The sequence below is a fragment of the Peribacillus sp. N1 genome, assembly GCF_054600815.1.
The window spans coordinates 1-12769 of sequence record NZ_BAAHZO010000004.1; the positions used below are offsets into that span (position 1 = coordinate 1).

A 12769-nucleotide genomic window follows, 5' to 3' on the forward strand; every position below is an offset into this window, starting at 1 on the left:
TGATAGGTCAGAGGTGGAAGCGTGGCGACATGTGGAGCTGACTGATACTAATAGATCGAGGACTTAACCAACGCTTTTTAAAAAATGAAATACCTTCTTATTATCTAGTTTTGAAGGAACAACGTTCCTTATATGTTTGGTGGCGATAGCGAAGAGGTCACACCCGTTCCCATTCCGAACACGGCAGTTAAGCTCTTCAGCGCCGATGGTAGTTGGGGGTTTCCCCCTGTGAGAGTAGGACGCCGCCAAGCCATTCAAAAGATCAGCCATTAGGCTGGTCTTTTTTTGTATTGCAATATTTTCGGCTTTCAGGGAGGAGTGACGTAAATTACATCTAATCGACCTGCGTTAAATCCTCTCAAATTACAAAAGCTGACTTTTAAATTAGGTCTTACTTGAATTGAAATAATTCGCGAGAGCAAGATACGAATATGGAGCAGGGGTTAATTTCATGAATAAGGCTATGGTAATTGAGAGGGGAAGAAGGGTAGGATATTGAAGGAGATGTATAATTTATGGGTGCAGGTGCTTTTACGGAAGACAGGGATATCATAATCTTAGGCATTATGGAATTTTCATTATAATGTAATCCTCTTTTTTGAAATGTAACTTGTCTTTACTTGTTCTTTTCATTATACTGGGAAGAATTTAATAATTTTAATAATGCAAGTTGGATGCTAAAGAAGAAGACAGAAAAAATAGAATTATGGAAGGAATCGGTACTGTGGGTAAAAAGAGTAAGGAAAAGTTTGAAGTTATCGAGGGCGAGACAATTGATGCATGTTTAGATCGAATTAAAGTGGCGGGGTACTTTCCTGTAAGGAGAACGGAAGAGCCTATCTTTGCCGAGAGAATCGAGAATGGCAAGGTCCATTATGTGCCAGTTGATCGAAAAATTGTATTCGAAGCAAAATTAATTGAGTAAAACACGAACGATTAATTAATATCATGTAAAAATATTCGATTTTAACTTGACATTAAAATGGCCGGAAGGTAAGATGAAGTTACATTAATACATCTCATATAATCATGGGGATATGGCCCAAAAGTTTCTACCTGATGACCGTAAATCATCGGACTATGAGAAAAGCATCTGACTATTTCGGAAACTAGCCAAGTCTTTTTGTTTTTTCAAAAGGGCTTTCTTTTCCGGACAGGTTGCTTTCTCGATGAGGAAGCAACCTGTCCGGTTTTTTAATTTACATGTTATAGATAAAAATGATAAGCGTCCGTCTGCATACCCGGGACGCCATAATATGAGTGTTGGAGGGAAAGATGATATGAAACCGCAAGTAGGGGTTATTATGGGAAGTGTCTCGGATTGGGAAACGATGAAATACGCTTGTGAATCATTGGAACAACTTGAGATTCCCTATGAAAAAAGAGTCGTTTCCGCCCACCGGACGCCGGATTTACTATTTGAATATGCAGAGAGTGCAAAAGATAGAGATATAAAAGTGATTATTGCCGGAGCAGGCGGGGCTGCACATCTTCCAGGTATGACAGCCGCTAAAACGATTGTCCCCGTGATAGGCGTTCCAATACAGTCGAAGGCATTAAATGGGATGGATTCGTTATTATCGATTGTTCAAATGCCTGGTGGCGTACCGGTTGCAACGGTTGCGATCGGAAAAGCGGGCGCAGTCAATGCCGGTTTGTTTGCGGCTCAAATATTAGCAGCTTTTGATTCTGACATTGCCGATAGGTTAGAGGCTTTACGAAACGAAACCAGAGAAAAGGTGTTACAGAGCAGTGAACAACTTAAATAATACAATCATTTTACCGGGACAGACCATTGGAATAATCGGCGGTGGACAATTGGGCAGGATGATGGCCTTATCGGCTAAGGCATCTGGCTTTAAGATAGCGGTCCTTGAGCCGACAGCAGAAGGTCCATGTGCTCAAGTGGCGGATATTGAAATCACTGGTGCTTATGATGATATCGAAGCATTGAAAAGGTTGGCTGAGGTCAGTGACGTCATAACATACGAGTTTGAAAATATCAGTTCAGAAGCACTGGATTGGTTAAAGCAACATGCATTTCTTCCACAGGGCTCAGAATTATTAAAGCTGACACAGGATAGACTGACTGAAAAAAAAGCCATATCTGATGCAGGAGCTTCCGTTGCTCCATATCAGGAAATACAGGATATTTCAGAAATTCACCTTCATATAGAGAAATTAGGGTACCCTAGTGTGTTAAAAACGACGCGGGGCGGTTATGATGGAAAAGGGCAGTTGGTCATTAAGGAAGAAGCCGACATCAAAAAGGCTGAATCCCTGCTCAAAACAGGTATATGTGTGCTGGAAGCCTGGATTCCTTTCGTAAAAGAAATATCCATTATCGTGACGCGTAAGACAGATGGCGAGACAAGTCATTTTCCGATTGCGGAAAACATTCATGTTGAAAACATTCTTCATAAAAGCATTGTTCCCGCCCGTATTAGTCAACAAGCTGAGCGGAAAGCTATTAATGAAGCTTTGCAGCTTGCAGAGAAACTTGATTTGGTGGGGACATTGGCGGTCGAGATGTTTTTAACCGCTCAGGATGATATCATCATTAATGAATTAGCGCCAAGACCTCATAACTCAGGCCATTATACAATGGAAGCATGTGAGACTTCACAGTTCGAACAGCATATAAGGGCTGTCTGCAATTGGCCGCTCGGCAATACGGAGTTATTGAAGCCTGTGGTAATGATAAACATCCTTGGTGAGCATATCGAGCCCTTAATGGATGAAATTCCGACGCTTTCAGATTGGAAGGTTCACCTTTACGGTAAGAAAGAAGCCAAGCTTAAGCGGAAAATGGGTCATGTGAATATTTTACGTCCAACGATTGAGGAAGCTCTTTTGGAAAGTGATCGAAGCAAAATATGGAATCAACAGGTTGAAACGGAGGAAGTAAAATGATTGAACGTTATACCCGCCCAGAGATGGGAAACATTTGGACAGAAAAGAACCGCTTTAATGCGTGGTTGGAAGTTGAAATCTTAGCTTGTGAAGCATGGTCTGAGCTAGGTGTCATTCCTAAAGAAGATGTGAAGCTTCTTCGTGAAAATGCTACATTCGATGTAGACCGTATCAATGAAATCGAAAAAGATACACGCCACGATGTTGTTGCTTTTACACGTGCGGTTTCTGAAACATTGGGAGAAGAACGGAAATGGGTCCATTACGGACTGACTTCCACTGATGTGGTGGATACAGCTCTTTCATATGTGATAAAGCAAGCGAATGAGATACTTGCCAAGGATTTAAATAACTTCGTGGAGATCCTGAAAAATAAAGCGAAAGAACATAAATACACGGTTCAAATGGGACGTACACATGGAGTTCATGCTGAACCGACCACTTTTGGGTTGAAACTGGCTCTTTGGTATCAAGAAATGAAGCGAAATGTAGAACGTTTTGAAGAAGCTAGAAAGAACATTGAGGTTGGGAAAATCTCTGGAGCTGTCGGAACTTACGCAAACATCGACCCGTTCGTTGAAAAATTCGTTTGTGAAAAGCTTGGCCTTGAAGCAGCACCAATTTCAACACAAACATTGCAACGCGATCGTCACGCACATTATATGAGCACATTGGCTTTAATTGCGACATCAATTGAAAAATTCGCAGTTGAAATTCGCGGCTTGCAAAAAAGTGAAACACGTGAAGTGGAAGAATTCTTTGCAAAAGGACAAAAAGGATCTTCGGCAATGCCTCATAAACGGAATCCAATCGGTTCTGAAAATATGACGGGTATGGCTCGTGTAATCCGCGGTTACATGATGACAGCATATGAGAATGTGCCATTATGGCATGAACGTGACATTTCGCATTCTTCTGCTGAGCGCATCATCTTGCCGGATGCAACGATCGCATTAAACTACATGCTGAACCGTTTCAGCAACATAGTGAAGAACTTGACCGTTTATCCAGAAAATATGAAACGCAATATGGACCGTACGCTTGGATTGATTTTCTCACAACGTGTACTGCTTTCCCTTATCGATAAAGGACTTGTCCGTGAAGAAGCTTATGATACGGTTCAGCCGAAAGCGATGGAAGCATGGGAGCTTCAGGTTCCATTCAGAAGCCTGATCGAAAAGGATGATAAAATCACAAGCTTGCTTACGAAAGAAGAACTTGATGATTGTTTCGATCCTACACATCACCTGAAAAATGTTGATGTAATCTTTGATCGTTTAGGTTTATAAAAGTGAAGGCGGCAAACATGGCACCTTTAAACGGTGATATGTTTGCCAAGCCTGATCAATGGCAGGAAGATTCATAATATTCACAATGTGGGGGTCTGGACAGATGGAAAAACGAGAATTGTTGTATGAAGGAAAAGCGAAACAGATTTTTGCAACGGACAACAGTGAAATAGTTTGGGTGGAATACAAGGATTCGGCAACAGCGTTTAATGGTGAGAAGAAGTCAGAGATTGCCGGAAAAGGTAAGTTGAATAATCAAATTACTAGCTTACTATTTTCAAAGCTTGCCCAAGAGAATATCCCATCCCATTTTATTGAAATGCTTTCCGACCGGGAGCAGCTAGTCAAGAGGGTATCCATCATTCCACTTGAAGTCGTTGTCAGAAATACGGCTGCCGGCAGTTTTTCTAAAAGAACTGGCATTGAAGAAGGCCAGCCGCTCAAGAAAACGCTGATTGAGTTTTACTATAAAGATGACGAACTCGGCGATCCTCTGTTAACGGAAGACCATATTGAAGAATTGGAACTTGCAAGCAAGGAAGATGTAGCGATTTTAAAAGAAAAGGCAGAAGAAATCAGTATCGTCTTAACTTCCTTCTTTAAAGAGTTAGACATTAAATTGATTGATTTTAAATTAGAGTTTGGTAAAACCTCGAATGGAGACATTCTGCTGGCAGATGAAATTTCACCTGATACCTGCCGATTATGGGATATTAAAACAAACGAAAAGTTAGACAAAGATGTATTCCGCCGTGATTTAGGAAGTTTAACAGATGCTTACGAAAAAATACTAGCAAAGTTGGAGGGCACTCAACATGTATAAGGTTAAAGTATATATCACACTACGCGAAAGTGTACTAGATCCACAGGGAGCAGCAGTGCAACAATCACTTCATAGCTTGACTTATAACGAAGTCAGTGATGTTCGAGTGGGGAAATACATTGAACTTACAATTAAGGATACGGATCGTGATTTAGATCAACTTGTAAAGGAAATGTGTGAAAAACTATTGGCCAATACGGTAATTGAAGCTTACCGCTATGATGTTGAGGAGGTTATCACCCAATGAAATTTGCTGTCATAGTTTTCCCTGGTTCCAATTGTGATGTCGATATGTACCATGCGATAAAGGATGCACTGGGGGAAGAAGTGGAGTATGTTTGGCACTCTACAGACAATCTAGATCAGTATGATGGGATTCTTCTTCCTGGAGGTTTCTCTTATGGAGACTATTTACGCTCTGGAGCAATTGCAAGATTTTCGAATGTAATGGCAGAAGTCGTAAAAGCGGCACAAGCAGGAAAGCCTGTATTGGGTGTCTGCAATGGTTTTCAGATTTTACTTGAAGCAGGACTTTTACCTGGTGCGATGCGCCGTAATGAAGGCTTGAAATTCATTTGCCGCAATGTAGGACTGAAGGTTGAAAATAACCAATCGATGTTCACGACAGGATATGAATTAAATGAAACGATTACGATCCCAGTTGCCCATGGTGAAGGGAATTACTACTGCGATGATGAGACATTGGCTGAATTAAAACAAAATAACCGCATCTTGTTCACGTATGATGGTGAAAATCCAAACGGAAGCTTGGAGCAAATAGCGGGAATTACAAATGAACAAGGAAATGTCCTCGGAATGATGCCTCATCCCGAACGTGCTGTTGATTCGCTGCTTGGCAGTAAAGACGGCTTAAAGATTTTTCAATCCATCGTAAAAAACTGGAGGGAATCACATGTTATTACAGCTTGAACCAAGTCCGGAAAAAATTAAATCGGATCGATTGTACGCAACAATGGGACTATCCGATGATGAATTTGCAATGGTGGAGAAAATCTTAGGCAGACTGCCGAATTATACGGAAACTGGATTGTTTTCGGTTATGTGGTCAGAGCATTGTTCCTACAAAAATTCAAAACCCATCTTAAGGAAATTCCCGATTACAGGGGAGAAAGTGCTACAAGGTCCTGGTGAAGGAGCAGGTATCGTTGATATCGGTGACGATCAGGCTGTCGTTTTTAAAATTGAAAGTCATAACCACCCTTCGGCAATAGAGCCTTATCAAGGTGCTGCTACCGGTGTCGGCGGAATTATCCGTGATGTTTTCTCCATGGGAGCCCGTCCGATTGCGATGTTGAACTCGCTTCGCTTCGGTGAGCTAGACAATGATCGTGTGAAATATTTATTTAAAGAAGTGGTTGCAGGGATTGCAGGATACGGGAATTGTATCGGAATTCCAACTGTCGGCGGAGAAATTCAATTTGATCCATCGTATGAAGGAAATCCTCTTGTCAATGCAATGTGTGTCGGTTTGATCGATCATAAGGACATTAAAAAAGGCCAAGCGCATGGAGTGGGCAACACAGTGATGTATGTGGGTGCCAAAACTGGACGTGATGGTATTCATGGAGCAACATTTGCATCTGAAGAGCTATCAGAGTCTTCGGAAGAGAAACGGCCTGCCGTACAAGTAGGCGATCCATTCATGGAGAAGCTGCTTTTGGAAGCATGCCTTGAATTGATTCAAAATGATGCCCTTGTTGGCATTCAGGATATGGGAGCAGCAGGTCTTACAAGCTCATCTGCCGAGATGGCGAGTAAAGCTGGCTCAGGAATAAAAATGAACCTGGATTTGGTACCGCAGCGTGAAACGGGAATGACAGCATATGAAATGATGCTATCTGAATCACAAGAGCGGATGCTGATCGTTGTCACTAAAGGACGCGAACAGGAAATCGTCGACTTGTTTACGAAATATGACCTAGAAGCGGTTGCTGTTGGTGTAGTGACGGATGATAAAAACCTAACCCTTTCCCATCAAGGTGAAATCGTTGCTGAGGTTCCGGTTGATGCATTGGCTGAAGAAGCTCCTATTTATCACAAGCCATCTGCAGAGCCGCAATATTTCCGTGACTTCCAAAGCATGACAGCAGAAGTGCCAGTCATTGAAGATTATAAAGAAACATTGGTATCACTATTGAAGCAACCGACAATTTCGAGTAAGGAATGGGTCTACGACCAGTATGATTACATGGTCCGCACGAATACAGTCGTCTCACCTGGATCGGATGCAGCGGTAGTGCGTGTACGTGGTACGAATAAAGCCCTTGCCATGACGACGGATTGTAACTCCCGCTTTATTTATTTAGATCCTGAAACAGGCGGCAAAATCGCTGTGGCTGAAGCAGCCCGTAACATTATTTGCTCGGGTGCGGAACCATTAGCGATTACGGATTGCTTGAACTTTGGGAATCCAGAAAAACCAGAAATATTCTGGCAACTGGAAAAAGCGGCAGACGGTATGAGTGAAGCATGCAGAAGCTTAAGTACTCCTGTAATCGGCGGAAATGTTTCCCTTTATAATGAAACGAATGGTGAAGCGATTTATCCGACGCCTGTAGTTGGAATGGTTGGTCTAGTCAATGACCTTAAGCACATCACAACACAAACATTTAAAAATGAATCCGATTTGATTTACGTGGTCGGTGAAGCGAAAGTTGAATTCGGAGGCAGTGAATTACAGAAAATGCTCGAGGGTAAAATCTTTGGACGCGCTCCAGAACTTGATTTGGACCTTGAACAAAAACGTCAGCAGCAAATTCTGACGGCAATTCAAAAAGGACTTGTTGCATCAGCCCATGACCTTTCGGAAGGCGGTTTGGCTGTGGCTTTAGCTGAATCTTTATTCGGGGCTAGCAAACTAGGGGCAAAAGTGAATATATCCGGGGAACCTGTATCTGAATTATTCAGTGAAACGCAATCACGATTCTTACTGTCCATCAATCCTGATAATCAAGCGTCATTTGAAGCTCTTGTTGAAGATGCGATTTGCATAGGCTCAGTAACGGCTGATAATAAATTAGTCGTAGCAACAAGTGATAGCAAAGTGTTGGAAGCGGACGTTGAAGATTTACAAACAGCTTGGAAGGGAGCCATACCATGCTTGCTGAAATAAGAAGCCTAAACGAAGAGTGTGGTGTTGTTGGAGTCTGGGGACATCCCGATGCAGCGCAGCTTGCTTACTACGGTTTGCATAGCTTGCAACATCGTGGTCAAGAGGGAGCGGGCATCGTCGTGACGGATGGTGAGCAGATGTCCATCTCTAAGGGCGAAGGACTTGTCACAGAGATATTCACTGCGGAAAAAATGCAGGCACTTTCCGGTAGCGGTAAAGCGGCAATAGGCCATGTCCGTTATACAACGGCAGGCGGCGGCGGGTATCAAAATGTTCAGCCTTTCCTGTTCAATTCTCATACAGGGGGGCTGGCCCTTGCTCATAATGGGAATATCGTCAATGCCCATCAATTAAAAGCACAGCTTGAAGGACAAGGAAGCATTTTTCAAACGACCTCTGATACGGAAGTTCTGGCACATCTGATTAAACGCTCCGGCTACTCGGATGTAAGAGATTCCGTGAAGAACAGTTTAAGCATGCTGAAGGGAGCCTATGCCTTTGTCATCATGACCGAAACCCAAATGATCATGGCAAGAGATCCGCATGGCTTCCGTCCACTTTCCTTGGGGAAAATAGGCGATGCATATTTCGCTGCATCTGAAACATGTGCACTTGATATTGTAGGTGCAGAATTCATCCGCGATATTGAGCCGGGAGAACTGGTTGTCATTAATGATGAGGGAATCACATCCGAATACTTTTCGCTTTCCAGCCAACAGGCAATGTGCACGATGGAGTACGTGTATTTTTCCCGTCCGGATAGCAACATTGATGGTATCAATGTTCATACGGCACGTAAAAACCTTGGTAAGCAAATGGCACTCGAAACCAAAATTGAAGCAGACGTAGTTACAGGTGTACCTGATTCCAGCATCTCGGCAGCGATTGGCTATGCTGAAGCTGCAGGCATTCCTTATGAAATGGGTTTAATAAAGAACCGTTATGTTGGACGGACTTTCATTCAGCCATCACAAAGTCTGCGTGAACAAGGCGTAAAGATGAAACTATCACCTGTAAGAGGGGTAGTGGAAGGCAAGCGGGTCATAATGGTTGATGATTCAATCGTCCGTGGGACAACGAGCAGAAGGATTGTCCGCATGTTAAAAGATGCCGGAGCGAAAGAAGTGCATGTAGTAATCAGCTCACCACCGATCAAGAATCCATGTTTTTATGGCATAGACACGTCTAAAAAGGAAGAACTGATTGCAAGCTCAAAATCGGTGGAGGAAATAAGGGAAATCATTGAAGCTGATTCCTTAACTTTTTTAAGTGTCGAAGGTATGGTCGAAGCGATTGGACGACCGTTTCCTGGAGAAACGCGCGGTTCATGCCTAGCTTGTTTCACCGGAAATTATCCGACTGAAATTTTTGAATACGAACGAGAAAAAACAAAATGTTAATCAAGTCGGCAATGATGATTGATTTTCGGAGGAGGATTTCAAATGGCTAATGCATATAAACAGGCTGGTGTGGATATTGAGGCTGGTTATGAAGCGGTAAATCGAATGAAGAAACATGTAAAGCGCACATTTCGTCCAGAAGTAATGAATGGTCTGGGCGGTTTCGGCGGCATGTTTGATTTATCTTCCTTGAACCTTAAAGAACCTGTGCTCATTTCTGGTACGGATGGAGTGGGTACAAAACTTTTGTTGGCGTTCATGATGGATAAACACGATACAATTGGAGTGGATTGTGTAGCTATGTGCGTCAATGATGTTGTCGTTCAAGGTGCTGCACCTTTATACTTTTTAGATTATATTGCCTGCGGTAAAGCAGATCCTGAACGAATTGAAATGATCGTCAAAGGAATTGCAGATGGCTGTGAGCAGGCGGGCTGTGCTTTAATCGGCGGAGAAACGGCTGAAATGCCGGGCATGTATGAGACGGAAGAATACGATGTGGCAGGGTTTACTGTAGGTGCCGTTGAAAAATCACGTCTGATTACTGGTGAAGCGATCTCGGCTGGTGATGTCGTTATTGGACTCGCTTCAAGCGGCATACACAGTAATGGGTATTCCCTTGTTCGTAAGATCCTTCTTGAAGACTCAGGTATGGGGCTTCATGACTTCGTACCGGAACTGGATTGCAAGTTGGGAGAGGAATTATTAAAACCGACGAAAATCTATGTGAAGTCCGTTTTATCGACGTTGGAAAAATTTGAGGTTAATGGTCTTGCCCATATCACCGGTGGAGGATTCATCGAGAATATTCCGCGTATCCTTCCTGAAGGATGCGGTGTTGAAATCGAGCTTGGAAGCTGGGAAATTCCAACTATATTTTCATTCCTTGAAGAAAAAGGAAACCTTGTAAAAGAGGAAATGTTCAATATCTTCAATATGGGTATTGGGATGACGGCTGTCGTCAAAAAAGAAGTGGCATCGGATGTGCTAGCCCACCTAAAGTCTTGCGGTGAAGAAGCCTCAATTATTGGAACGATCGTGGATGGAAATGGAGTGTCGTTCAAATAATGAAACGCCTTGCTGTCTTTGCATCAGGTAACGGTAGTAATTTTCAATCAATTGCTGAAGCAATAAAAAGTGGAAAGTTGGAGGCGGAAATCTGTCTTGTCGTTTGCGATCGTGAAGACGCATATGTGCTTGAGAGAGCAAAGCTTGAGAATATTGACTCTTTCTCCTTTTCAGCAAAGAATTACTCCAACAAGACTGAATATGAATCGGAAATCCTGGAAAAACTTCGCCAGTATGAGATAGAGTTCATCATTCTTGCTGGTTATATGCGTTTGATCGGTCCGACATTATTACAAAAGTATTCACAGAGGATTGTGAACATCCACCCTTCACTTCTGCCAAGTTTTCCAGGCAAGGATGCAATTGGCCAGGCTTTTGATGCCGGAGTGAAGGAAACGGGGGTAACCGTTCATTATGTTGATGATGGAATGGACACAGGACCGGTCATTGCCCAAAAAACAGTGCCAATTCTTGAAGGGGATACGAAAGACATCCTTCAGAAAAGGATTCAGGAAATGGAGCATGACTTGTATCCATCAGTTTTGCAGGAGCTATGCCACAAGAAACTTACTTAATGGAGGGACCAACATAACATGAAGAAACGCGCATTAATTAGTGTATCGGATAAAACAGGTATCGTAGAATTTGCTCAAGGTTTAATTGAAGCAGGTTTTGAAATCATTTCTACAGGCGGTACCAAAAAAACGCTTCAGGAAAATGGTATTGAGGTTATTGGAATCAGTGACGTCACCGGTTTCCCGGAAATTTTGGATGGACGTGTTAAAACGCTTCACCCGAATGTCCATGGAGCAGTGTTGGCAAAACATGATGACAAAGGTCACGCAGCACAGCTTGCTGAGCATAACATTGAACCCATTCAACTTGTCTGTGTAAACCTATATCCATTCCAAGCGACTATTTCCAAACCGGAAGTCACTGTGGAAGATGCTATTGAAAACATCGATATCGGTGGACCGACAATGCTTCGTTCTTCTGCTAAAAACCACGAATATGTGACTGTTATCGTTGATTCCAATGATTATCCTACCGTATTGGCTGAGCTGAAACAAAACGGCGGGGTAGCAAAAACCACGAATCGCCGCCTGGCTGCAAAAGTTTTCCGTCATACGGCAGCATATGATGCAGTTATTTCAGAGTATATGACAGAGCTTGCCGATGAAGAAAATCCTGAATCATTGACTGTTACCTATGAATTGAAACAGTCGCTTCGTTATGGGGAAAATCCACATCAAAAAGCCGCATTCTATAAAAAACCGCTTGGTTCCGTTTTCTCAATTGCAGAAGCGAAGCAATTACATGGAAAAGAACTATCATACAACAACATCAATGATGCTGATGCAGCACTTCAAATCGTTAAAGAATTCAATGAGCCTGCTGCAGTTGCAGTCAAACATATGAATCCTTGCGGCGTCGGTGTCGGTGCGACCATTTTGGAAGCATATGAAAAAGCTTATGAGGCAGATGCCACCTCCATTTTCGGTGGGATCATCGCTTTGAACCGTGAAGTCGATAAAGCAACTGCGGAAAAGCTTCATGAAATTTTCCTTGAAATCATCATTGCCCCTGGGTTTACACAAGAGGCAGTGGAAGTATTGACAAGCAAGAAAAACCTACGTTTATTAACGATCGATTTTGACGCGGTTAAAAAGCCTGAACGTAAATTGACATCCATTGAAGGCGGATTACTTATTCAAGATCGGGACGCACATAGCTTAAAGGATGCAGAGGTAAAAGTGGCAACGAAACGTGAGCCTACACCTGAAGAGTGGAAAGCCATGGAACTTGGCTGGAAAATCGTGAAACATGTCAAGTCGAATGCAATAGTGGTTTGTAACGATCAAATGACATTAGGTGTTGGCGCAGGTCAAATGAACCGTGTGGGAGCTGCAAAAATTGCTCTGGAACAAGCTGGGGAAAGAGCGACAGGAAGTGCATTGGCATCAGATGCATTCTTCCCAATGGATGATACTGTAGAAGCGGCAGCAAAAGCGGGCGTCACGGCAATCATTCAGCCTGGTGGATCTGTTAAAGATGAGGATTCGATCAAGAAAGCTGATGAATATGGGATTACAATGGTGTTTACAGGAATTCGTCACTTTAAACATTAATCAAAAACGAGGTG

At 42.8% G+C, this 12769-nt stretch carries 12 protein-coding genes, 1 rRNA gene and 1 riboswitch; all 13 genes read left to right on the forward strand.

The window, feature by feature from the left end; genetic code table 11:
• The first annotated feature begins 135 nt into the window (after positions 1-135).
• Positions 136-251: ribosomal RNA gene (gene rrf, locus ACYP5M_RS15865) — 5S ribosomal RNA — on the forward strand.
• Positions 252-724: 473 nt separating this feature from the next.
• Positions 725-925 carry an NETI motif-containing protein gene (locus tag ACYP5M_RS15870; RefSeq protein ID WP_452444884.1) on the forward strand — a complete coding sequence of 67 codons (201 nt, stop codon included), beginning with the start codon at positions 725-727 and terminating at the stop codon, positions 923-925.
• A 74-nt stretch (positions 926-999) separates the two neighbouring features.
• Positions 1000-1101: riboswitch (purine riboswitch) on the forward strand.
• A 179-nt stretch (positions 1102-1280) separates the two neighbouring features.
• The gene (gene purE, locus ACYP5M_RS15875; protein WP_076372819.1) at positions 1281-1769 is read left to right on the forward strand and encodes a 5-(carboxyamino)imidazole ribonucleotide mutase; all 489 of its coding nucleotides are present in this window, start codon (positions 1281-1283) and stop codon (positions 1767-1769) included.
• Positions 1753-2913, forward strand: a complete 1161-nt coding sequence (gene purK, locus ACYP5M_RS15880) for a 5-(carboxyamino)imidazole ribonucleotide synthase (protein WP_459735243.1) — start codon at positions 1753-1755, stop codon at positions 2911-2913. Before purE ends, purK begins: the two co-directional genes overlap by 17 nt.
• Positions 2910-4202: an adenylosuccinate lyase gene (gene purB, locus ACYP5M_RS15885; RefSeq protein ID WP_034306123.1), complete on the forward strand. Its 1293-nt coding sequence runs from the start codon at positions 2910-2912 to the stop codon at positions 4200-4202. Before purK ends, purB begins: the two co-directional genes overlap by 4 nt.
• Positions 4203-4305: 103 nt before the next feature.
• Positions 4306-5025 carry a phosphoribosylaminoimidazolesuccinocarboxamide synthase gene (gene purC, locus ACYP5M_RS15890; protein ID WP_427574502.1) on the forward strand — a complete coding sequence of 240 codons (720 nt, stop codon included), beginning with the start codon at positions 4306-4308 and terminating at the stop codon, positions 5023-5025.
• Positions 5018-5272 carry a phosphoribosylformylglycinamidine synthase subunit PurS gene (gene purS / locus ACYP5M_RS15895; protein ID WP_034306118.1) on the forward strand — a complete coding sequence of 85 codons (255 nt, stop codon included), beginning with the start codon at positions 5018-5020 and terminating at the stop codon, positions 5270-5272. Before purC ends, purS begins: the two co-directional genes overlap by 8 nt.
• Positions 5269-5955: a phosphoribosylformylglycinamidine synthase subunit PurQ gene (gene purQ / locus ACYP5M_RS15900; RefSeq protein ID WP_048680628.1), complete on the forward strand. Its 687-nt coding sequence runs from the start codon at positions 5269-5271 to the stop codon at positions 5953-5955. Before purS ends, purQ begins: the two co-directional genes overlap by 4 nt.
• The gene (gene purL, locus ACYP5M_RS15905) at positions 5939-8158 is read left to right on the forward strand and encodes a phosphoribosylformylglycinamidine synthase subunit PurL (protein WP_101225022.1); all 2220 of its coding nucleotides are present in this window, start codon (positions 5939-5941) and stop codon (positions 8156-8158) included. The genes purQ and purL overlap by 17 nt, the downstream gene beginning before the upstream one ends.
• Positions 8143-9558 carry an amidophosphoribosyltransferase gene (gene purF, locus ACYP5M_RS15910; RefSeq protein WP_048680621.1) on the forward strand — a complete coding sequence of 472 codons (1416 nt, stop codon included), beginning with the start codon at positions 8143-8145 and terminating at the stop codon, positions 9556-9558. Before purL ends, purF begins: the two co-directional genes overlap by 16 nt.
• 42 nt (positions 9559-9600) lie before the next feature.
• Positions 9601-10626 carry a phosphoribosylformylglycinamidine cyclo-ligase gene (gene purM, locus ACYP5M_RS15915; RefSeq protein WP_034306111.1) on the forward strand — a complete coding sequence of 342 codons (1026 nt, stop codon included), beginning with the start codon at positions 9601-9603 and terminating at the stop codon, positions 10624-10626.
• The gene (gene purN, locus ACYP5M_RS15920; RefSeq protein WP_101225021.1) at positions 10626-11201 is read left to right on the forward strand and encodes a phosphoribosylglycinamide formyltransferase; all 576 of its coding nucleotides are present in this window, start codon (positions 10626-10628) and stop codon (positions 11199-11201) included. Before purM ends, purN begins: the two co-directional genes overlap by 1 nt.
• Positions 11202-11219: 18 nt before the next feature.
• Positions 11220-12755 (forward strand): bifunctional phosphoribosylaminoimidazolecarboxamide formyltransferase/IMP cyclohydrolase, encoded by a 1536-nt coding sequence (purH, locus tag ACYP5M_RS15925; RefSeq protein ID WP_230177955.1) that lies wholly within the window; start codon positions 11220-11222, stop codon positions 12753-12755.
• Positions 12756-12769: the final 14 nt, after the last annotated feature.

What these genes read in the sequence shown, in the direction of transcription:
- purE (WP_076372819.1), top strand. Translation starts at nt 1,281, where the DNA reads ATGAAACCGCAAGTAGGGGTTATTATGGGAAGTGTCTCGGATTGGGAA.
- purB (WP_034306123.1), top strand. Translation starts at nt 2,910, where the DNA reads ATGATTGAACGTTATACCCGCCCAGAGATGGGAAACATTTGGACAGAA.
- purC (WP_427574502.1), top strand. Translation starts at nt 4,306, where the DNA reads ATGGAAAAACGAGAATTGTTGTATGAAGGAAAAGCGAAACAGATTTTT.
- purS (WP_034306118.1), top strand. Translation starts at nt 5,018, where the DNA reads ATGTATAAGGTTAAAGTATATATCACACTACGCGAAAGTGTACTAGAT.
- purQ (WP_048680628.1), top strand. Translation starts at nt 5,269, where the DNA reads ATGAAATTTGCTGTCATAGTTTTCCCTGGTTCCAATTGTGATGTCGAT.
- purL (WP_101225022.1), top strand. Translation starts at nt 5,939, where the DNA reads ATGTTATTACAGCTTGAACCAAGTCCGGAAAAAATTAAATCGGATCGA.
- purF (WP_048680621.1), top strand. Translation starts at nt 8,143, where the DNA reads ATGCTTGCTGAAATAAGAAGCCTAAACGAAGAGTGTGGTGTTGTTGGA.
- purM (WP_034306111.1), top strand. Translation starts at nt 9,601, where the DNA reads ATGGCTAATGCATATAAACAGGCTGGTGTGGATATTGAGGCTGGTTAT.
- purN (WP_101225021.1), top strand. Translation starts at nt 10,626, where the DNA reads ATGAAACGCCTTGCTGTCTTTGCATCAGGTAACGGTAGTAATTTTCAA.
- purH (WP_230177955.1), top strand. Translation starts at nt 11,220, where the DNA reads ATGAAGAAACGCGCATTAATTAGTGTATCGGATAAAACAGGTATCGTA.